The 20,661-nt window shown below is 70.6% G+C and carries 21 protein-coding genes; 10 read left to right on the top strand and 11 right to left on the bottom strand.

Translation table 11 applies throughout. The annotated features are described in order from the left end of the window. Positions 1-6: 6 nt before the first annotated feature. Both ACQBJO_RS07195 and ACQBJO_RS07190 read right to left on the bottom strand, forming a co-directional pair. The gene (locus ACQBJO_RS07195; protein ID WP_255186075.1) at positions 7-453 is read right to left on the bottom strand and encodes an SRPBCC family protein; all 447 of its coding nucleotides are present in this window, start codon (positions 451-453) and stop codon (positions 7-9) included. Between the two features lie 10 nt (positions 454-463). Continuing rightward, complete coding sequence (locus ACQBJO_RS07190; protein ID WP_255186074.1) at positions 464-823, bottom strand: hypothetical protein; 360 nt, start codon at positions 821-823, stop codon at positions 464-466. A 170-nt stretch (positions 824-993) separates the two neighbouring features. On the opposite strand from ACQBJO_RS07190, the gene ACQBJO_RS07185 reads away from it, so the two are divergent. Then, the gene (locus ACQBJO_RS07185; protein WP_421008566.1) at positions 994-2,787 is read left to right on the top strand and encodes an AMP-dependent synthetase/ligase; all 1,794 of its coding nucleotides are present in this window, start codon (positions 994-996) and stop codon (positions 2,785-2,787) included. A 39-nt stretch (positions 2,788-2,826) separates the two neighbouring features. Here ACQBJO_RS07185 and ACQBJO_RS07180 read toward each other — a convergent pair whose 3' ends face one another. Next, complete coding sequence (locus tag ACQBJO_RS07180) at positions 2,827-3,102, bottom strand: hypothetical protein (protein WP_255186072.1); 276 nt, start codon at positions 3,100-3,102, stop codon at positions 2,827-2,829. 263 nt (positions 3,103-3,365) lie between these two features. Continuing rightward, positions 3,366-4,403: a DUF2332 domain-containing protein gene (locus ACQBJO_RS07175; protein ID WP_421008567.1), complete on the bottom strand. Its 1,038-nt coding sequence runs from the start codon at positions 4,401-4,403 to the stop codon at positions 3,366-3,368. Positions 4,404-4,468: 65 nt separating this feature from the next. Here ACQBJO_RS07175 and ACQBJO_RS07170 point away from each other — a divergent pair, with 65 nt between their 5' ends. After that, a complete protein-coding gene (locus tag ACQBJO_RS07170) occupies positions 4,469-6,160 on the top strand; it encodes a DEDD exonuclease domain-containing protein (protein ID WP_421008568.1) in 1,692 nt (563 codons plus the stop codon). Beyond that, a complete protein-coding gene (locus ACQBJO_RS07165; RefSeq protein ID WP_255186070.1) occupies positions 6,157-6,435 on the top strand; it encodes an Lrp/AsnC family transcriptional regulator in 279 nt (92 codons plus the stop codon). The genes ACQBJO_RS07170 and ACQBJO_RS07165 overlap by 4 nt, the downstream gene beginning before the upstream one ends. Positions 6,436-6,460: 25 nt before the next feature. On the opposite strand, the gene trpD is transcribed toward ACQBJO_RS07165, so the two are convergent. Together trpD and ACQBJO_RS07155 are read right to left on the bottom strand one after the other, a co-directional pair. Next, a complete protein-coding gene (gene trpD, locus ACQBJO_RS07160; RefSeq protein WP_421008569.1) occupies positions 6,461-7,522 on the bottom strand; it encodes an anthranilate phosphoribosyltransferase in 1,062 nt (353 codons plus the stop codon). Continuing rightward, positions 7,519-7,971, bottom strand: a complete 453-nt coding sequence (locus ACQBJO_RS07155; protein ID WP_421008570.1) for a hypothetical protein — start codon at positions 7,969-7,971, stop codon at positions 7,519-7,521. Before ACQBJO_RS07155 ends, trpD begins: the two co-directional genes overlap by 4 nt. Before the next feature lie 147 nt (positions 7,972-8,118). Between ACQBJO_RS07155 and ctaE the strand changes: the two genes are divergently transcribed. From ctaE to ACQBJO_RS07125, 6 genes are all read left to right on the top strand, one after another. Then, positions 8,119-8,724, top strand: a complete 606-nt coding sequence (gene ctaE / locus ACQBJO_RS07150) for an aa3-type cytochrome oxidase subunit III (RefSeq protein WP_421008571.1) — start codon at positions 8,119-8,121, stop codon at positions 8,722-8,724. 53 nt (positions 8,725-8,777) lie between these two features. After that, on the top strand, positions 8,778-9,560 hold the full coding sequence (gene qcrC / locus ACQBJO_RS07145) for a cytochrome bc1 complex diheme cytochrome c subunit (protein ID WP_255186067.1): 783 nt from the start codon (positions 8,778-8,780) through the stop codon (positions 9,558-9,560). A 39-nt stretch (positions 9,561-9,599) separates the two neighbouring features. Continuing rightward, positions 9,600-10,724, top strand: a complete 1,125-nt coding sequence (gene qcrA / locus ACQBJO_RS07140) for a cytochrome bc1 complex Rieske iron-sulfur subunit (protein ID WP_421008572.1) — start codon at positions 9,600-9,602, stop codon at positions 10,722-10,724. Between the two features lie 2 nt (positions 10,725-10,726). Next, complete coding sequence (gene qcrB, locus ACQBJO_RS07135) at positions 10,727-12,433, top strand: cytochrome bc1 complex cytochrome b subunit (RefSeq protein ID WP_255186065.1); 1,707 nt, start codon at positions 10,727-10,729, stop codon at positions 12,431-12,433. Positions 12,434-12,544: 111 nt separating this feature from the next. Beyond that, complete coding sequence (locus tag ACQBJO_RS07130) at positions 12,545-13,807, top strand: multidrug effflux MFS transporter (RefSeq protein WP_255186064.1); 1,263 nt, start codon at positions 12,545-12,547, stop codon at positions 13,805-13,807. Position 13,808: 1 nt separating this feature from the next. After that, positions 13,809-14,189: a metallopeptidase family protein gene (locus ACQBJO_RS07125; RefSeq protein WP_255186063.1), complete on the top strand. Its 381-nt coding sequence runs from the start codon at positions 13,809-13,811 to the stop codon at positions 14,187-14,189. A 28-nt stretch (positions 14,190-14,217) separates the two neighbouring features. On the opposite strand, the gene ACQBJO_RS07120 is transcribed toward ACQBJO_RS07125, so the two are convergent. From ACQBJO_RS07120 to ctaC, 4 genes are all read right to left on the bottom strand, one after another. Then, on the bottom strand, positions 14,218-15,441 hold the full coding sequence (locus ACQBJO_RS07120) for a L,D-transpeptidase (protein ID WP_421008573.1): 1,224 nt from the start codon (positions 15,439-15,441) through the stop codon (positions 14,218-14,220). A gap of 107 nt (positions 15,442-15,548) precedes the next feature. Next, positions 15,549-15,950, bottom strand: a complete 402-nt coding sequence (locus ACQBJO_RS07115) for a cytochrome c oxidase subunit 4 (RefSeq protein ID WP_421008574.1) — start codon at positions 15,948-15,950, stop codon at positions 15,549-15,551. Further along, positions 15,947-17,686: an aa3-type cytochrome oxidase subunit I gene (gene ctaD, locus ACQBJO_RS07110; protein WP_421008575.1), complete on the bottom strand. Its 1,740-nt coding sequence runs from the start codon at positions 17,684-17,686 to the stop codon at positions 15,947-15,949. The genes ACQBJO_RS07115 and ctaD overlap by 4 nt, the downstream gene beginning before the upstream one ends. After that, positions 17,686-18,525 carry an aa3-type cytochrome oxidase subunit II gene (ctaC, locus tag ACQBJO_RS07105; RefSeq protein WP_430407163.1) on the bottom strand — a complete coding sequence of 280 codons (840 nt, stop codon included), beginning with the start codon at positions 18,523-18,525 and terminating at the stop codon, positions 17,686-17,688. Before ctaC ends, ctaD begins: the two co-directional genes overlap by 1 nt. A gap of 249 nt (positions 18,526-18,774) precedes the next feature. On the opposite strand from ctaC, the gene ACQBJO_RS07100 reads away from it, so the two are divergent. Beyond that, a complete protein-coding gene (locus tag ACQBJO_RS07100; protein ID WP_421008577.1) occupies positions 18,775-19,914 on the top strand; it encodes a cysteine desulfurase family protein in 1,140 nt (379 codons plus the stop codon). Here the strand turns inward: ACQBJO_RS07100 and aat are convergent. Further along, a complete protein-coding gene (gene aat / locus ACQBJO_RS07095) occupies positions 19,877-20,647 on the bottom strand; it encodes a leucyl/phenylalanyl-tRNA--protein transferase (RefSeq protein WP_421008578.1) in 771 nt (256 codons plus the stop codon). The genes ACQBJO_RS07100 and aat overlap by 38 nt on opposite strands. Between the last annotated feature and the right edge of the window lie 14 nt (positions 20,648-20,661).

The raw sequence follows: 20,661 nt of genomic DNA, 5'->3' as shown, positions 1-20,661 counted from the left end.
GTCCTCTCAGGCCTCGGCGCGCTTCTTGAGGTCACGCAGCGCGGTGTCGATGATGACCTTCTCGGCCTTGCGCTTGAGCATCCCGAGCATGGGGACCTTGACGTCGACGGTCAGGTCGTAGACGACCTCGGTCGTGCCGTCCTCGAGCGCGGTGAGGGTGTAGGAGCCGTCCATGACCTTGAGCATCGTCGCCTCGACGAGCGTCCACGAGGCCACTCCCTGGCCGTCCTCGTCGACGTCCCACGTGTAGTCGAGGACGTAGGTGTCCTTGATCGGGCCCGCATCGAGGGTGAAGGACGCGGTGTCGGGCCAGCCGTCGCCGTCCTCGGTGAGGATCTCGACCCGGGTGATCTCCTTGGCCCACTCGGGGTAGGCCTCGAGGTCGGCGATGATGTCGAGGACGTCACCGGGGGCGGCGTCCACGACGGTGCTGGAGCGTGTGCTGTCGGCCATGCGGGCGACACTATCGTGCGCGGCCCTCGAGGCGGTCCTTGATCTCGTGGACCGCGCCCTTCCACCGGCGCCGGTAGCGCCGGGCCCATCGCGCCGAGCCCCGACCGTGCTCGCCGTGGACGAAGTGGTGGACGATCGTGCCGCCGTGGGCGGCCTCGAGCCAGACCTCCATGCGACCGGTGACCTCACCCTCGATCCGCCAGCGCACCCCCTTCGTCCCACGGTCCTGCACGACCTCCCGGCGCACGCCGGGGCACAGCCCGTCGAGCAGACCGGGGGCCTCGAGCCGTGCACGCACCACGTCCGGGGCAGCGCGCACGAAGGTCTCGTCGACGATGTCGACGAGCGGGGCCGGGCGCAGCAGGGGCACGGGAGGTCCTTCGGGTGGCTCGGGAGCGGTGGTGGCGGGAGCTCTGGTCCCGCTGGAAGAGTATGGCCACCATCACGAGAGGACCCCCCGAGGAGCGTCCAACCCGCGGGTAGGCTCCTCGCGAGCCCAGCCTCCAGCAGGTGGACCGGACGGCGAACGAAGGAGATCCCGTGAACGACAGCCAGATGCCCCGACTCATCGAGGGCAACCCCGACGACTCCCTGGCGGACCTGCCGGGGCGCAATGCGGACAACAACCCGCAGCGGGTCGCCTTCACCGTCAAGGAGCAGGACGCCTGGCGCGACGTCACGGCGGCGCAGTTCAACCTCGAGGTCCGTTCCTTGGCCAAGGGCCTGATCGCCGAGGGCCTGCAGCCCGGCGACCGGCTGGCCATCATGGCGCGCACCCGCTACGAGTGGACCGTCCTCGACTTCGCCACGTGGGTCGCCGGCGGCGTGCCGGTCCCGATCTACGAGACGAGCTCGGCCGAGCAGGTCGAGTGGATCGTCAAGGACTCGGGCACCCGATTCGCGGTCGTCGAGACGGCGAAGCACCAGGCCATCGCCCAGGAGGCCGCGGGCAACCTCGCCGGCGGCATCGAGAAGCTGTGGGTCATCGACAACGGCGACCTCGACACGATCGTCGCCGCGGGCACCGAGGTCACCGAGGAGCAGGTCGACGAGCGCATCGCCGCGCAGGACCGCAGCTCGCTCGCCACGATCATCTACACCTCGGGCACGACCGGCCGCCCCAAGGGCTGCGAGCTGACCCACGACAACTTCCTCGGCCTGGCCGAGAACGCGGCGGCCAAGCTCGGTGACGTCCTCCACCGCTCCGACGCGTCGACGCTGCTCTTCCTGCCGCTCGCGCACGTCTTCGCCCGCTTCATCGAGGTCCTCGCGGTCTCGGCAGAGGCCCGCATGGGTCACAGCGCCGACATCGCCAACATCCTCGACGACTTCCAGGCCTTCCGCCCGACCTTCATCCTCGCGGTGCCGCGGGTCTTCGAGAAGATCTTCAACAAGGCCAACGAGCAGGCCACGGCAAGCGGCAAGGGCAAGATCTTCGCCCGCGCGGCCGACGTCGCCATCGCCTGGTCCGAGGGTCAGGACACCGGGTCGGTGCCGCTGAAGATCAAGCTCCAGCACGCCGTCTTCGACAAGCTCGTCTACAGCACGCTGCGGGCCAAGATGGGCGACAAGGTGCAGTACGCCGTCTCCGGCGGCGCCCCCCTCGGCACCCGTCTGGGCCACTTCTTCCGGGGCATCGGCGTGACCATCCTCGAGGGCTACGGCCTCACCGAGACGACCGCGCCGGCGACCGTCAACCTGCCCGACCGGGTCAAGATCGGCACCGTCGGCCCGGCGCTGCCCGGCGTCTCGCTGCGCATCGCCGACGACGGCGAGGTCCTCATCAAGGGCGTCAACGTCCTGCGCGGCTACCACGGCAACGACGCGGCGACGGCCGACGCGATCGTCGACGGCTGGTTCCGCACCGGCGACCTCGGCGAGCTCGACGAGGACGGCTACCTCAAGATCACCGGCCGCAAGAAGGAGATCCTCGTGACGGCGGGCGGCAAGAACGTCGCCCCCGGTGTCCTCGAGGACCGCCTGCGCGCGCACCCGCTCATCAGCCAGTGCCTCGTCGTCGGCGACGGCAAGCCCTTCATCGCCGCGCTCGTCACCATCGACGAGGAGATGCTCCCGGGCTGGGCGGCCAACAACGGCCTCGGCGCCCTGACCATCGAGCAGGCCCGGACCAACGAGACCGTCCTCGCCGAGATCCAGGGCGCGGTCGACGAGGCCAACAAGGCCGTCTCCAAGGCCGAGTCGATCCGCAAGTTCTCCATCCTCAGCGAGGACTTCACCGAGGACAACGGCACCCTGACGCCCTCCCTGAAGCTCAAGCGCAATGTCATCATGCGCGACTTCGAGGAGGACGTGGAGGCGCTCTACGGCAGCTGATCACCCCGGTGATCGATCGACGTGCGCCGGTGCGTGGGCTCAGCCCGCGTACCGGCGCACGTCGTCGTAGTGCTCCATCGGCTCGGCGACCGCGCGGGCCTCGTTGGCCTCCTGGACACTGACCAGTCCCGCCGCGATGAGCCGCGAGACGACCTCGCGCTCGCGGCGGTCGAGCGGCAGCTGGGGCGCCAGGTCGGGGTCCGTGAGGGTGGCCGGCGACTCCAGCGCGGTCACGATGCAGTCGGCGCAGCCGACGTGCTGGACCGGGCAGGTGCCGCAGTCGATCGTCAGGGGCAGTCCGGGTCGACGGGTCATGTCCGTCACCTCCTCGTCGCACCGGGTCCCTCCCGGCACCGACCACGCTAGGAGCGACCCCCGACAGCCCTCTCGACGCGGGTGGTGAGTGGGATCGACGCGGGAGCGGGCGAAGGGTGGGGCGGCGACGTCAAGCCGAAGTCCGGCACGACAACCGGCGGCCGCAGGAGGACCAAGGGACTTCGGCAGTGTCGCCCCACCCTTCGTCCGCGACCAACCCGTCCCCATCGTCCGCTTGCGTGTGGCCTGGGCGACGGCTCGCGTCAGCACCAGGTGAGGCGGCGGCCGTGGCCGTGGGTCCAGCCCACGGCCGAGCCGTCGAGGCCGAGGCAGAAGTCGCTCTCGACTCCCTCGCACCGTGCGGTCGCGGTGACGTCGGGCAGGACGCGGGCGCCCTCGTTGGACACCCAGTGGGCGCGGCCGCCTGCGGCGCGCACCCGCTCGAGGGTGGCGGTGACCTGGTCCTGCCACGCGCGCCGGCCCGCGTCGTCGAGGTAGGCGATGACCGCCGAGTGGAAGATCACGACCGTCGCGTCGGGTGCCTGGGCACGGGCCCGGTCGACGAGCGCGTCGAGGTCGGTGAGCAGGTCGCCCCGCACGACGTCGACCGGCACGTCGGCCACCTCGCGGCAGGCGGCGGCCAGTCGGGCCCGCCGGTCCTCGTGCTCGGGCCACACGAGCGTCGCGAGCCACCGGGCGGTGTCCGGCTGGGTGAGGTCGAGCGGGTTGAGGTCGAGCCCGCCACGCCAGACCACCTGCGGTGCCGAAGGGGGGATCGGCGCCTCCCCGCGCACGATGCAGTCGAGGACGACGCCGGAGGGACCGGTCGCGGGGTCGATGCGGGCGACCTGCGCGCCGGTGTCGTCGACATAGCGGTAGGACCAGAGATCGGGGTGCAGGCACAGCCCGGCGCTCGCCCCGACCTCGATGAGGGCCAGCGGCCCCTCGAGACCGGCGAGCACGGGCAGCAGCGTCGCGCACCGACCGACCTCGTTGGTCTGCGTCGAGCGGGCGAGGACCGTCTCGCGCACCTGCGGCCACTGCCCGAGCAGCACCTCGCGCAGCGCACCGGGGTCGTCGTAGCCGGACGGGGTGCGCGCACCGTGCCACCGGGCCGCCGCGAAGACGAGGTTGGGCTGGCGCTTGCGCACCGGCAGCGTCGCGACGAGTGCCAGCGCCTCGGGGTCGGCTGCGAGGCCACGGGCCCACTCCTCGAAGGTGCGGGACTCCCCCTTCGCCTCGCGCTCGGCGAAATGGCGGTAGAAGTCGGCCGGGTCCCCGAGATCATCCATGGTCCGCATGCGGGCACCCTGTCACACCGTGCGCCTCCCGCTCGTTGTCGGTGGGGCGACCTACGGTCGTCGTCATGGAGGTCGTCCAGGACAGGCTCGGTGATCTCGGCACACCGCTGGCCGAGGTCACCTTCGTCGTCGTCGACCTCGAGACGACCGGCGGCTCGGCCCGCGACTGCGGCATCACCGAGATCGGCGCGGTCAAGGTGCGCGGCGGCGAGGAGCTCGGCGAGCTGCAGACCTTCGTCAACCCCGGCGAGCCGATCCCCGCCTTCATCCAGTCGCTGACCGGCATCACCGACGCGATGGTCGCCGACGCCCCGCGCACCGGCGAGGCCGTCGCGAGCTTCCTCGAGTTCGCCCGCGGCGCCGTCCTCGTCGCCCACAACGCCGGCTTCGACATCGGCTTCCTCAAGGCCGCGTGCGCCGCCCACGACCTGCGCTGGCCGGGACCGACCGTGCTCGACACGGTGCGGCTGGCCCGGCAGGTCGTCTCGCGCGACGAGGTGCCCAACCACAAGCTCGGGACCCTCGCGAGGTACTTCGGCGCCACGACGACCCCCGACCACCGGGCCCTGCACGACGCCCGCGCCACCGTCGACGTCCTCCACGCGCTCATCGGGCGGCTGGGCTCGGTCGGGGTGCACACCCTCGAGGAGCTGAGCTCCTACACCTCACGGGTGAGCGACGAGCTGCGGCGCAAGCGCCACCTCGCCGACGGGCTGCCGTCGGCGCCGGGCGTCTACGTCTTCAAGGACGAGCGCGGCGAGCCGCTCTACGTCGGCACCTCGATCGACATCCGCTCACGCGCCCGCAGCTACTTCACCGCGTCGGAGCAGCGTCGGCGCATGGGCGAGATGGTGCGGCTGGCCACCGAGATCACCCCGATCGTCTGCGCGACGACGCTCGAGGCCCAGGTGCGCGAGCTGCGGCTGATCGCCCGGCACAAGCCGCGCTACAACCGCCGCTCGCGCCACCCCGAGCGCGCCTGGTGGCTCAAGCTCACCGACGAGGTCTTCCCCCGGCTGTCGATCGTGCGCTCGGTGGGACCCGACGACCTGGCCTTCGCCGGACCCTTCGGCACGCGTGGCACCGCCGAGGAGGCCATGGCCGCGCTCCACGACGCCGTCCCCCTGCGCCAGTGCCTCACCCGGCTGTCGCCGCGGCGGCCGACCTCCGCGTGCGCGCTCGCCGACATGGGCCGCTGCTCCGCCCCGTGCACCGGCGAGGTGCCCGTCGAGGACTACGCGGTCACCGTCGCCGAGGCCGCCCAGGTCCTCGTCGGCGACTCGCGCTCCGCGGTCGCGGCGCTGCGGGAGCGCATGGCCGAGCTGTCGGCCCAGGAGCGCTTCGAGGAGGCCGGCGCCCTGCGCGACCGGCTCGCCGACCTCGTGCGGGCGGCCTCGCGCAGCCAGCGCGCCGCCCCGCTCACGGCCGCCCCCGAGCTCGTCGCGGCACGCCGCACCGCGCGCGGCGGCTGGGACCTGGTCTGCGTGCGCCACGGCCGGCTCGCCGGCAGCTCGCACTCCCCCGTCGGCGCCGACCCGATGCCCTACGTCGCGGCCCTGCGCGCCAGCGCCGAGGTGGTCGCGCCGCCCGCGGGGCCGGGCACGAGCGCCCTGCCCGATGAGACCGAGCTCGTCCTGCGCTGGCTCGAGGCTGAGGGCACCCGGCTGGTCGACATCGAGGGCGAGTGGACCTGCCCCGTGGGCGGTGCCGCTGCCGCCCACCGCGAGCTGGCGCCTGCTCTAGGGTGGGCCTCGTGATCACCGCCATCGTCCTCATCCACGCCGACACCGCCCGCATCCCCGAGGTGGCCGAGACCGTCGCCGACCTCGACGGCGTCAGCGAGGTCTACTCGGTGGCGGGCGACGCCGACCTCATCGCGATGGTCCGCGTCCACGAGCACGAGGAGCTCGACGACGTCATCGCCGGCCGGCTCAACAAGGTCGAGGGGATCGTCGACACGTCGACGCACATCGCCTTCCGCGCCTACAGCCGCCACGACCTCGACGCCGCCTTCAGCATCGGCCTGGAGTAGGTCCCGCAGGCCCGGGCTCAGCGGGTCAGGCCGAGGCCACGTCCTGCGTCGCCCGGACCCAGCGCTGCAGCTGCTCCGCAGCACGACCGGAGTCGAGCACCGCCTCGACGGTGTCCATGCCCGCGCGCAGGGTCGCGATCGGGTCGCTCGGCTGCTGGTCACCCTGCTGCGCGAGGGCGACCGCCGCACCGGCGTTGAGCACCACGGCATCGCGGACCGGACCGCGCTCCCCGGCGAAGAGTCGTCGGGCGACGTCGGCGTTGAAGTCCGCGTCGCCGCCGCGCAGCGCGTCGAGCGGGCTGCGACCCAGGCCGAGGTCCTCCGGCGTCAGGTGCACCTCGCGGATCTCGCCGCCCGCGACCCACCACACGTGCGAGCCGTCGGCGACCGTGAGCTCGTCGAGCCCGTCATCCCCACGGAAGACGAGCGCGGTGGTCCCGCGCTGGGCGAAGACACCCGCCATGAGCGGCGCGACCCGCTCGTCGGCGACGCCCACGACCGAGTAGGTCGGGCGCGAGGGGTTGGTCATCGGGCCGAGCACGTTCAGGGCCGTGCCGATGCCGAGGTCGCGCCGGGGCGCGGCCGTGTGGCGGAAGGAGGGGTGGAAGGTCTGGGCGAAGCAGAAGGTCATGCCGGCCTCACCGGCCACCCGCGACACGTCAGCGGGGCTCAACGTCAGGTTGACCCCGAGGGACTCGAGGACGTCGGCGGAGCCGGACTTCGACGACGAGGCGCGGTTGCCGTGCTTGACGACCCGCACGCCGGTCGCGGCGATGCAGATGGCCGACATCGTCGAGATGTTGACCGTGCCCGCCATGTCACCGCCGGTCCCGACGATGTCCAGGGTCGGGCCGTCGACCTCGATCGGCAGGGCGTGCTCGAGCATGACGTCAGCCAGCGCCCGCAGTTCGGTGACGGTCTCCCCCTTCGCCCGCAGCGCGACGAGGAAGCCGGCGATCTGCGCGGGAGCCGCGTCGCCGGACATCATCTCGCGCATCGCCCACGCGGTCGCGTCCGACTCCAGGTCGTGCCCCGCGAGGAGCTGGGTGAGGACGCCCGACCAGGTGTGGGTGCCCGCCTGGCTCATCGGGCGGACACGCCCCGCGCCAGATCGGCCACCGCGTCCGCGAGGACGATCGGGTCGATCGGGTGCGGCACGGCGGCGTCCGCGAGGGACCACGTGGCCAGCCAGCCGTCCTGTGGGCGGCCGGTGAGGACGAGCACCGGGGGGCAGTCGTGGATCTCGGACTTCAGCTGACGGCACAGCCCCAGACCACCGAGCTTGGCCGCCTCGCCGTCCAGGACGAGCAGGTCGACCCCACCGGCCTCGACGGCCTCGACGACCGCCGCCGGCGTGGCGCACTCGCGCCAGCCGGAGATCTCGACGTCGCGCGCCGGGCGACGTCCCACCGCGGCGCGCACGGCGTCACGGGTGGTGATGTTGTCGCTGTGCAGGAGCACCTGCACGGAGACGGTGGCGCCCTCTCCGGCCGATGCTGCCGGGGCGGAAGAGGTGGCTGACGAGGTACCGGTCATGCCCCAGAGCGTAGCGGTGACCCACCCCACGAGACTCGCGGAGGGGGGTGGCGCACACGCGCTCACGGTTGAGGACATAATGGGCCCGTGGCCACTGCAACCTCCCTGCCTTCAAACGTGTCCGGGCACACCGCCGCCGATCCTGCGATGGGTCCGGTCAGCCGCCCCAACATGGTGTCCGTCGGCACCATCGTCTGGCTGTCCAGCGAGCTGATGTTCTTCGCCGGGCTCTTCGCGATCTTCTTCACGGTCCGGTCGATGCGCCCGGACCTGTGGGAGCACAACATCGAGATGCTCAACGTGCCCTTCGCGGCCGCCAACACCCTGATCCTCGTGGTCTCGTCGGTGTGGTGCCAGCTCGGTGTGCTCAAGGCAGAGCACGGTCAGAAGTCCCGCACGGGCTCCCTGCTCAACGTCGCCGGCTGGGGCATGCGTGAGTGGTACGTCCTCACCTACATCTTCGGCGCGGTCTTCGTCTCCGGCCAGATCCTCGAGTACGCCACGCTCGTCACCGAGGGCGTGACCATCTCGACCGACTCCTGGTCCTCGATCTTCTACCTGACGACCGGCCTGCACGGCATCCACGTCACCGGTGGCCTGATCGCCTTCCTGCTGATCATCGGCCGCACCTACACGACCCGCAGCTACAGCCACGCGCAGCAGACCGGCGCGGTCGTCACGTCGTACTACTGGCACTTCGTCGACGTCGTGTGGATCGCCCTCTTCGCCGCCATCTACCTCCTGGGCGCGTGACCCCCATGCGCCTCCCCCTGCTCCGTACCCGCTCCCAGAGGACAGGATCGTCCATGCCGACCCTCTCTCGCCGTCACCCCGCGGCGATCGCCCTGCTGCTCATGCTCGGCCTCTTCGTCACCGGCACCGCCTACGCGGCCGTCGCACCGAAGCAGGCCGAGGCCACGGTGACCAGCTCCGACGACGTCGCCAACGGCAAGAAGCTCTTCGTCGCCAACTGCGCGACCTGCCACGGGGCCAACGGCCTGGGCATCGAGGACTCCGGCCCGAGCCTCGCCGGCGTCGGCGCCGCGTCGGTCGACTTCCAGATGGGCACCGGCCGCATGCCGATGGCCGAGCCGGGCGTGCAGGCGCCGGGCAACATCAAGGTGAAGTTCACCGACGAGGAGATCTCCGACATCGCCGCCTACGTCGCCTCCCTCGGCGCCGGCCCGGCCGTGCCGGACGAGGAGTACACCGACGGCGCGCAGGGCGACCCGGGCAAGGGCGGCCAGATCTTCCGCGTCAACTGCGCCATGTGCCACAACAGCGCCGGCGCGGGTGGCGCCCTGACCCGCGGCAAGGACGCGCCCAAGGTCACCGGGGTCTCCGGCAAGCACATCTACGAGGCCATGGTCACCGGCCCCCAGAGCATGCCGGTCTTCAACGACAAGAACCTCACCCCCGAGAACAAGCGCGACGTCATCGCCTACCTCGAGGCCCAGCAGGAGGCCGGCAGCCCCGGCGGCAACCCGCTCGGTGGCCTCGGCCCGGTGCCCGAGGGCCTCTTCGCCTGGACCGCCGGCCTGGGCCTCTTCGTGGGCATCGCCGTCTGGCTCGGCCAGAAGTCCGCCTGACAGACCTGACAACTCGCCACACAGACAGGAACGACGTAGATGAGTGAGCACCCCCCGACAGGGGCGACGCCGCAGGAGCCCTCGGGCTCCGATGCGGTGCGTCTCGACCAGGGCCACGTGCAGGGCTCCGGTGGTATCCCGGAGCGATTCAGCAACCCGGGGCTGCCGCCCCACGTGCTGCGCAACGCCGACCGCGACGAGAAGGCGGCCAAGCGTGCCGAGCGCCAGGTGGCTGCGCTCTTCGGCTTGTCGATCGTCGGCACCGTGGTCTTCCTCGTCGCCTACTTCCTCGTCGACGTCGAGGACCAGGTCTGGGTGCCCTTCACCAACGAGATGAGCCTGTCCAACCTCGTGCTGGGTCTCGGGCTGGCCTTCTCTCTGCTCGGCATCGGTCTGGGTGCGGTCCACTGGGCCAAGACCCTCATGCCCGACACCGAGAGCGTCGAGATGCGGCACCCGATCCGCTCGGCCGACGCCGACCGTGACGACTTCGTCGACGTCATGCAGGGTGGCGCCGAGTCCGCGCAGCTGACGCGTCGTCCGCTGCTCAAGGCGACCTTCGCCGGCGCGATGGGCCTCTTCGCCCTCCCCCTGCTCGTCCAGCTCGTCGGCTCGCTCGGCCCGCTGCCCAAGAACGACCTCTCCGTCACCTTCTGGAACGGCGAGAAGGGCCCGGACGGCAAGTACCACCCGAAGAAGCTGCGGCTGCACCGCGACCCCGAGGACACCCCGATCAAGCCGGGCGACGTGACCATCGGCTCGGTCTTCCACATCCAGCCCGAGGGCCTGCTGACGCTCGAGCACGACAAGCTCAACGAGATGAGCAAGGCCTCCGTGCTCCTCATGCGCCTCAACCCCGAGGACTTCCAGGACACCGACAAGGGCCGCAAGGCCCGCGACTGGGGCTACCAGGGCATCGTCGCCTACTCCAAGGTGTGCACCCACGTCGGCTGCCCCGTCGGCCTCTACGAGCAGACCACGCACCACCTGCTCTGCCCCTGCCACCAGTCCACCTTCGACGTGACCAACGACTGCGAGGTGATCTTCGGTCCCGCCGGGCACCCCCTGCCGCAGCTGAAGATCACCGTCGACAGCGAGGGTTACCTCATCGCTGACCAGCCCTTCCAGGAACCGGTCGGCCCGAGCTTCTGGGAGCGTGGTTGATCGTGACCGCCAATGCTCGTCCCGCAGACGGCCTGCGCACCGGTGACGCACCGGCGAAGGCGCCTGTCTCCCCCGGCATGAAGAAGGTCGGTGGGGTCGCCGGTTGGATCGACGACCGCACCGGTGCCGCCAAGGGCATCAACTACTTCATGAAGAAGGTCTTCCCGGACCACTGGTCCTTCATGCTCGGCGAGATCGCCATGTACTCGATGATCGTGTGCATGCTCACCGGGGTCTTCCTGACCTTCTGGTTCGACCCGTCCATGGGCCACACGACGTACGAAGGCAGCTACGCGCCGCTCCAGGGCGTCGAGATGTCCCGCGCCTACGCCTCGACGCTCGACATCTCCTTCGACGTCAAGGGCGGTCTGCTCGTCCGGCAGATCCACCACTGGGCGGCGCTGCTCTTCATCGTCGCGCTGTCGGTGCACATGCTGCGCGTCTTCTTCACCGGCGCCTTCCGCAAGCCGCGTGAGATCAACTGGATCATCGGCTGCGTCCTGTCGCTGCTGGCTCTCGTCGAGGGCTTCGCCGGCTACTCCCTGCCCGACGACCTGCTCTCGGGCACCGGTCTTCGCGCGGCACAGGGCTTCATGGTCGCCGCACCGGTCATCGGCAGCTACCTGAGCTACTTCCTCTTCGGTGGCACCTTCCCGGGCGAGGACATCATGCCGCGCCTGTACTCGGTGCACATCCTGCTGCTGCCGGCGATCCTGATCATCCTCTTCACCGTCCACCTGCTGCTGGTCGTCGTGCACAAGCACACCCAGTACCCCGGGCCCGGCAAGACCAACGACAACGTCGTCGGCTTCCCGGTGATGCCGGTCTACGCGGCCAAGGCCGGTGGCTTCTTCTTCATCGTCTTCGGCGGCATCGCCCTCATCTCCTCGCTGGTCCAGATCAACGCGGTGTGGGTGCACGGCCCCTACGAGCCCAATGCCACCACGGCCGGCGCCCAGCCGGACTGGTACATGGGCTTCCCCGACGGCGCCCTGCGACTGCTGCCGAGCTGGCTCGAGTTCGAGACGTTCGGCTTCACCTGGGCCCTGCCGGTCGTCATCGGTGCACTCGTCGTCATGCCGGCCTTCTACGCGGGCATGATCGCCTACCCCTTCATCGAGTCGTGGGTCACCGGTGACAAGCGCGAGCACCACCTGCTCGACCGCCCGCGCAATGCCCCGACCCGCACCGCCCTCGGCATGGCGGCGATGACCCTCTACGGCGTGCTCATGTTCGCCGCGAGCAACGACATCATCGCCATCAAGTTCGGCATGTCGATCAACGACATCACGCTCATTCTGCGGGCGCTCGTCTTCATCGGCCCGGTGGTCGCCTTCTGGGCGACCCGCCGGATCTGCCTGAGCCTGCAGCGGCACGACCGCGACCTCGTCCTCCACGGTCGCGAGACCGGCCGCATCCACCGCGGTGCTGCGGGCGACTTCGAGGAGATCCACGAGCCGCTCGACGAGTACACCCGTTGGACTCTCGTCCAGCACGAGGGCGCTCCCCCGCTGGAGCTCGAGTCCGCCACCGATGCCAACGGCGTCGACAAGAAGGGTGCCCGCAAGCGCAAGCTGCGCGCGCGTCTGCACGACTTCTACTTCGGCGGCGTCGTCGCACCGGTCACCCCGGCTGAGCTCGAGGCGGCCCACCACGACCACGGCCACCACGAGGCCATCGAGTCAGGAGACAAGGTCTCCACGCACTGACCTGGTCAGCGCAGCCCGCAGGCCCCGGAGGTTCTCCTCCGGGGCCTGCGGCGTTCCCGGGCACGGACCAGCGCGAAGGGGGTCCACGGCCAGTGCGAGGATGTCCCCGACATGCTCACCACCGACGCACCCGCCAGCCGGCGCACCGCACCCCTGGCGGTCACGACCGTCCTGCTCGCGCTGCTCGGCATGTTCGGCCCCTTCTCCATCGACACCCCCTTCCCTGCCTTCCAGGAGATGGGCGAGGCCTTCGACGCCTCCGAGGCATCGATGCAGCTCGTCGTCAGCGCCTACCTCGGGGCCTTCGCCGTGATGAGCCTCTTCCACGGGCCGCTGAGCGATGCCGTGGGACGCAAGCCGGTCATGGTCACAGGGGCCGCGGTTTACGCGCTGGCCTCCGTCGGGTGCGCCCTGGCCCCGTCCCTGCCCGTGCTGCTCGCCTTCCGCGTGCTCCAGGGCATGTCGGCCGGGGCGGGCACGATCGTCTCGCGCACGGTCGTGCGCGACCTCTTCGAGGGCCCACGTGCCCAGCGGCTGATGAGCACGATCGCGATGATCTTCGGCATCGGCCCGGCCCTGGCCCCCATCGTCGGCGGCTGGCTGCTCCTCCTCGGCCCCTGGCAGCTCGTCTTCTGGTTCCTCACCCTCTTCGGGGCGGTCATCGCGATCAGCGTGCTGCTGCTCCTGCCGGAGAGCCACCCGCCGCAGCGGCGCACTCCCCTCGACGTGCGTTCCGTCGTCGGCGGGGTCGTCGAGGTCGCCCGGATGCGCCCCTTCCTCGTCCTGACAGCCGCCTCGGCCTTCTCCTTCGCCGGGCAGTTCCTCTACATCGGGGCGGCGCCGATCTTCGTCGTCACCCTGCTCGGTCAGGGACCGCAGGACTTCTGGGTCTTCTTCGTGCCGATGGTCGCCGGCATGGTCCTCGGTTCCTTCACCAACGGCCGCCTGGCCGAGCGGGTGAGCGGCGAGCGACTCATCGTCGGGGGTCAGGCGGTTGCGCTCAGCGGCGCCGTCGTGGGTGTCGCGCTGGCGACCTTCCCCGCGACAGCGGTGCTGCCGTGGGCCGTCGTCGGCTCCACGGCGATCGCCTTCGGCACCGGCATCTCGATGCCCGTCTACCAGCTGGCCCTGCTCGACGCGGTCCCGCACGCCCGGGGCACGGCGGCCTCCGTGTCGACCTTCTGCATGCTCGTCCTCAACTCGCTGCTCACCGCGCTCGTCGTGCCCGTCGCCGCGACCTCCCTCGTGCGGCTGGCGCTGACGAGCCTGGGGCTGCTCTCCCTCGGCATCGTGCTCTTCCACGTGCACCGGCACGGGACGCGACGCCCCGTGCGCGCGGTGCCGGCGCCGCCCCCTTCGCCCGAGGTGGTCTGACGTGGTCGACATCAGTGCCGAGGACTTCGAGCTCGCCGTGCAGGACGCCCTCGACGCAGTGCCCCGCGAGCTGCTCGACGTGCTCGACAACGTCGCCTTCTTCGTCGAGGACGAGCCGGGGCCCGAGCACGCCGACCCGGACCTGTCCGACGAGGACAACGCCGAGCTGCTCGGCATCTACCTCGGGGTGCCGCTCACCGAGCGCACCGACGGGTGGGCCGGGTCCTTGCCCGACCGGATCGTGCTCTTCCGGGGGCCGCTGACCCGGATGTGCGAGGACCTCGACGAGCTGCGCGAGGAGATCGCCATCACGATCGTCCACGAGGCCGGGCACCACGTCGGCATCGACGAGGAACGCCTCCACGAGCTCGGCTGGGGCTGAGCCCGCCCGTGGTGAGCCCGGCAGCGGGTCAGGAGAGCGCGCTCTGCGCCTGCCAGTCGGCCCAGGAGTACTGCCACACCCCGATGCCCTCGGAGGGCTGGAACTGGCGGCTGGAGCCGGTGAAGTCGACCGGGTCGCCCGGCAGCGAGTTGTCGTAGAACCACTCGGCATTGCCCGGGGCCATGTTGACGCAGCCGTGCGAGACGTTGGAGCTGCCCTGGGCACCGACGGACCACGGAGCCGAGTGGACGAACTCCCCCGTCCACGTCACCCGGACGTTGTAGTCGGTGTCGACCTTGTAGTAGCCCGGCTCCCCCTTGTCGATGCCGATCGTCGAGGAGTCCATCGTCATCTCGCGCTGCTTGTTGATGACGACCTTCATCCCCGAGCGGGTCTCGGTCTCCTTGCCGGGGCGACCGCTGCTCACGGGGAAGGACTTGACCTGCTGCCCGGCCCGGCTGACGGTCAGTTTGTGCTTGGCGATGTCGACGTGGGAGATCTGCTCGCGACCGATGGTCATGGACCCCGAGAGGTCCTCCGCGATCCACTTGTCCTCACCGGTCTGGAACCCGGTGAGCGGAGCGTCGACGGAGACCTGCGTGCCGGGGGCCCAGAAGTCCTTGGGCCGCCACATCAGCTGCCGGTTGTCGAGCCATCCCCAGGACCCCTCGACCTTGGGGGTGGTCGTGACCGAGACGGCCTGCTCGATCTTCTTGCGGTAGGCGGGCTCGGTGACGGCGGTGTCGAACTGGATGCTCACGGGCATCCCGACGCCCACGGTCTGCCCGTCGTAGACGATGCCGTAGGTCGCCGTGATCTCAGGGTCGTGGGTGGTGAAGGTCGAGCGCTGGGTCGACGAACCGCCCTCGGGTCCCTCGGCCGTGACGGCCACGGTGTAGGTCGTCGCCGGTCGCATCCGGGAGGTCGAGGTCCACGTCTGACCGCTGACATCCCCGTCGACCGAGGCTCCCCCGGGCCCGGTGACCTGCACGCGGTCGAGGCTGCCGCGCATCACCTGGACGCTGATCTCGGCATCGGGCATGACGTCCTTGGCCCCGGCGCCGGGGTTGACCTTGACCTCGGCCTCGGGCAGGTCGGGTGTCGTCGTGGTCGTCGAGCCCGCAGAGCTCTGGCTGGCCGTCGGCGAGTCAGATCCCCCACCGGCGCAGGCCGCCAGTGCCAGGACGATCACGAGAGCCAGCGCGAGCATGCGCAGCGGGCGAACGAGAGCCGAGATCACGAGACGATGCACCCCCCAAGGGTCGAGACGACACGTCCGACGGTGTCCCTGACCGCGGACGTGCTGAAGGGGCCCGGACCGGTGGTCCGTGGCCCCTTCAGCCGAGTGTACGCCCCGCGTCAGTGCGCGTGCTCACCCTTGTAGTACTCGAAGACCCAGCCGCACAGCGCCCAGACGCCGACGACCAGACCCAGCGCGCCGACCCAGAAGCCCACGGCGACGCCGAGGAAGATCAGCGCCCCGGCGAGGGAGAGCCACAGGGGCCACCAGGAGTAGGGCGAGAAGGTGCCGTAGGGACCCTCGGCCTGCTCGATGTCGCCGTCCTCGTCGTCGTCCGGACGCAGCGGCAGCTTGCGCGCGGTGTTCCAGAGGAAGAAGGAGATCATGAAGCCCAGGCCGGCGGAGAGGAAGAGCGCCACCCACCCGACGGGTTCGGCCCAGTCGGTGACGATCCCGTAGCCCACGGCCACGGCGGCGAAGAAGGCGCCGATGATGGCGAACAGCGAGATCTCGGTCTTCATCGGGTGCCCTCACCGTCAGTCGTGGCAGCCACGGCCGTGCGCGCCGCGCGCGAGCGGATGGCAGCCGGGGCGTACTCGGGGTGGTTCATGTCGAAGACCGGGCGCTCGGAGCGGATCGGCGGGATTGACGTGAAGTTGTGCCGCGGCGGCGGGCAGGAGGTCGCCCACTCGAGGCTGTTGCCGTAGCCCCACGGGTCGTCGACCTCGACCTTGGGCGCGCTGACCTGCGTCTTCCACACGTTGTAGAAGAAGGGCAGGAAGCTGACCGCCAGGATGAACGAGCCGACCGTGGAGATCTGGTTGGCGAGCTGGAAGCCGTCCTCCGGCATGTAGTCCGCGTAGCGGCGCGGCATGCCCTCGACGCCCAGCCAGTGCTGGATGAGGAAGGTCATGTGGAAGCCGATGAACAGCAGCCAGAAGTGCAGCTTGCCCAGGCCCTCGTCGAGCATCTTGCCGGTGAGCTTGGGCCACCAGAAGTACAGCCCGCCGAAGAAGGAGAAGACGATCGTGCCGAAGAGCACGTAGTGGAAGTGCGCGACGATGAAGTAGGTGTCGGTGATGTGGAAGTCCAGCGCGGGGCTGGCCATGATGACACCGGTCAGACCACCGAAGAGGAAGGTCACGAGGAAGCCGATCGCCCAGATCAGCGGGGTGGCGAAGACGAGCTTGCCGCCCCACATCGTGCCGATCCAGTTGAAGAACTTCACGCCCGTCGGGACCGAGATCGCCATCGTCATGATCGCGAAGAACGGCAGGAAGACCTGGCCGGTGCCGTACATGTGGTGGGCCCACACGGAGACCGACAGGGCGGCGATGGCGATCGTCGCGAAGACCAGCGTCTTGTAGCCGAAGATCGGCTTGCGGGAGAAGACCGGCAGGATCTCGGAGATCACGCCGAAGAACGGCAGGGCGAGGATGTAGACCTCTGGGTGGCCGAAGAACCAGAAGAGGTGCTGCCAGAGCAGTGCTCCACCGCTCTCCGCAGCGAAGATCTGCCCACCGAAGCGACGGTCGACGCCGAGGCCGATGAGCGCTGCGGCCAGGATCGGGAAGGCCATGAGGACCAGGACCGAGGTGATCAGCACGGTCCAGGTGAAGATCGGCATCCGGAACATCGTCATGCCCGGTGCGCGCATGCAGATGATCGTGGTGATGAAGTTGACCGCACCGAGGATCGTGCCGAAACCGCTGAGCGCCAGTCCCCAGACCCACAGGTCGCCACCGATGCCGGGGCTGTAGGTCGGGTCGGACAGCGGGGTGTAGGCGGTCCAGCCGAAGGAGGCCGCGCCACCGGGGGTCAGCAGGCCCGCGGCCGCGATGATGCCGCCGAAGAGGTAGAGCCAGTAGGCGAACATGTTCAGTCGCGGGAAGGCGACGTCCGGCGCGCCGATCTGCAGGGGCATCAGCGCGTTGGCGAAGGCCGCGAAGGCCGGCGTCGCGAAGAGCAGCAGCATGATCGTGCCGTGCATGGTGAACATCTCGTTGAACTGCTCGGGGTTGTCCACCACCTGCAGGCCGGGGGCCCACAGCTCGAGCCGGATGACCAGCGCCATGAGTCCTCCGAGGAGGAACCAGACGAAGCTGGTGACCATGTAGAGGTTGCCGATGACCTTGTGGTCGGTCGTCGTGATGTAGCGGAAGAACTGCGAGCCCGCCTTTTCACGCCGGGCGATGGTCCGCTCCGAGACCTCGGTCTCGGTCGTGTTCCTGGCGAGTGCGCCGGATGCGGTCGACATCAGTTCTCCTCGGAGGTGCGCGCGGCGTCGTCCTCGTCGAGGAGGTCGTGGTCGCGCGGGTTGATCTTCTCGCGGTTGAGCCCGTTGTCGAGCTGACCGGTCTGGCCCTTCTCCCGCAGCTCGGCCATGTGCGCGTCGAACTCGTCGCGCTCGACGACCTTGACGTTGAAGAGCATCTGGGAGTGGTAGGCGCCGCACAGCTCGGCGCACTTGCCCTGGAAGGTGCCCGTCTGGTTGGGGGTCACCTGGAAGCGGTTGACGATGCCGGGGTTGACGTCCATCTTCTCGAGGAAGGCGGGAACCCAGAAGGAGTGGATGACGTCGCGGGAGGTCAGGACGAACTCGACGCGCTCCCCCTTCGGCAGGTAGAGGGTCGGCAGCTTTTCCTCAGCGCCCTCGTTGCCGTCGAGCTCGGCCATCAGGCCGGCCTCGTACACGTCCTCGTCGACGTAGTTGAAGTCCCAGCTCCACTGCTTGCCGACGATGTTGATCGTCTGGTCGGGCTCCTGGGAGACGTCCTGCAGACGGCTCTGCGCGTCCTCGGTGTAGTAGAAGAGCGCACCCACCATCAGCATGGGGACGACGGTGTAGAGGATCTCGAGCGGGACGTTGTACTGCAGCTGCACGGGCAGCGAGCCGTCGTCGTCCTTGCGCCGGCGGTAGGCCGCCATGCACCACAGGATCAGGCCCCAGACGAGGATGCCGACGGCGAGGGCCGCGACCCACGCCCAGATCCACAGGTTCTCGACGATCTGGGCCTCTTCGGTGACGCCCTCGGGCAGGTACCCGTTCTTGGGGTCGGTGTTGACACCGACCGCGCTGCAGGCCGACAGAGCCACGACGGCGATGACGAGTCCGATGGCACCGACTCCACGGCGCGTGCGCCGGGAGGATGGGCTCGAAGACACAGGCAAGGGGCACCTACTACTGGTCCGAAGTTCTTACACAGGGCATGGGCCACGTTACCGCAGCACCCGACCACTTCCGACGAAGGGGGGCATTAACCTCGACACGTGGCGAGAGAGCGCGATTCGTCCCCTGCGGACCCCCGTGACGACTGCCCCGGCGCGCCTCCCGACGGGGGTGCGGTGACCGGGCCTTCCGGTCTGCTCGACGCCACCCCCGGACCGGTTCTCCCGCCGGCCCTGGAGACCTTGGTCGCGGCGCATTCCGTGGCCTGGGCCGACCCCACGGCCCGTCATGCCGCGGGGCGGCGCAGCCGGGCCCTGCTCGACCGCGCCCGCGAGGTCGTCGCGGCCGGTCTGGGCGTGCGCCCCGACGAGGTCACCTTCCACGCGAGCGGCGACCAGGCCGCCCGCAGCGCCCTCGAGGCGCTCGCCCGTGGTCGGCGCCGCCTGAGTGGTCCGGTGGTCGCCTCGGCTGTCGAGCACTCCTCGATCCTGCGCTGGCTCCGGGCAGGTGAGCGCCCCCCTTCGCTCGTCGCGGTCTCCCCCACCGGGGCCGTGGACCTGGCTGCGTGGGCGGAGGCGGTGGACGCCGCGACGCCCTTCGCCGTCCTGCAGTCCGCCAACCAAGAGGTCGGTACCCGGCAGCCGCTCGTGGAGGCGCGCACGGTGACGCGGGCCGCGGGTGTCCCCCTGCTCGTCGATGCCCGGGCGGGGCTGGGCCGGGACGCGGTCCCCACCGACTTCGACGTGCTCGTCGGCGACGCGACGTCGTGGGGCGGACCCCGCCTCGGCGTGCTCGTCGTGCGCACCGGCACGCGGGTCGCCCCGCACCACCCGCCCAGCCCGCACGAGGGCGGCTTCGCGCTGGACCCGGTCGACGTGCCCACCGCCCTCGCGGCCGCGGAGGCGTGGCAGCAGGTCACCGCCCACCAGCAGGACGAAGGGAGGCGCGCCCGCGCCCTCGTCGACCGCATCCGCTCGGCGGCTGCCGACCTCGAGGACGTCGACGTCGTCGGCGACCCGCAGGACCGGCTGCCGCACGTGTGCACCTTTTCGGTCCTCTACGTCGACGGCGAGACGATCGTCGACGAGCTGGCCCGGCGGGGCCTCGCGGTGGCCTCCGGCTCGGCCTGCACCGCCGACACCCTCGAGCCGAGCCACGTGCTCGCCGCGATGGGCGCCCTGACGCAGGGCAATGTGCGCATCACCCTCCCGCTCGACGCGGTCGTCCCGGACCGCGAGGCCGCGGTCGAGCGGCTCGTCGCGGAGCTCGGCGACGTCGTCAGGCAGTGCCGGGAGCGGATCGCAGCGGGTCACTGACCGCCGCGACCGCCCGCAGGTCGAGCTCCGGGGCCTGCAGCGCGGCCGCCAGGCGCGCGAGGTACTCGCGCCGGTGGATCTCCTCGATCCCGAGCGTGCCCAGGTGCGGGGTGCGCCACTGCACGTCGATGATCCGGCGGGGGTCCCCGTCGGCGCCGACGATCCGGTCGAGGGCGACGACCGCCGCCTTGGAGGCGTCCGTGGCGTGGTGGAACATCGACTCCCCGGCGAAGAGCCCACCCACGGCGAGCCCGTAGAGGCCGCCGACGAGCGTGCTGTCCTCGTCGCGCACCTCGACGCTGTGCGCCCAGCCGAGCTCGTGCAGCTGCGTGTAGGCGGCGGCCACGTCGTCGGTGATCCACCGGCCGTCACGCCCCGGGTCGGCGCACGCTGCGACGACACCGGCGAAGTCCTCGTCGACGGTCACCGTGAACCGCCGCAGGGAGCGCCGCAGGGACCGACTGATGTGCACGTGGCCCGGGCGCAGGACTCCGCGCCACGTCGGGCTCCACCACCCCATCGGCGGGGTGCCCCCTTCGCCCAGGCCCATGGGGAACGCGCCGAGGCGGTAGGCGGTGACGACGGAGGCCGGGTCGAGGCGTCCGCCGATGCCGACGACGTCACCGACGTCCCCCGGAGCGGTCTCCGCGGCCTCGAGGCCGGCGCGCAGGTAGCCGGCCCACAGGGCACTCCCCCCGGCGGGTTCGACGGGCGGGAAGGGGGCCGGGCTCACGTCGACCGGTGGGA

Source organism: Janibacter zhangyanbonis (genome assembly GCF_050507325.1).
Lineage (GTDB): Bacteria > Actinomycetota > Actinomycetes > Actinomycetales > Dermatophilaceae > Janibacter.
This window is presented reverse-complemented; position numbering and strand designations above follow the sequence as displayed.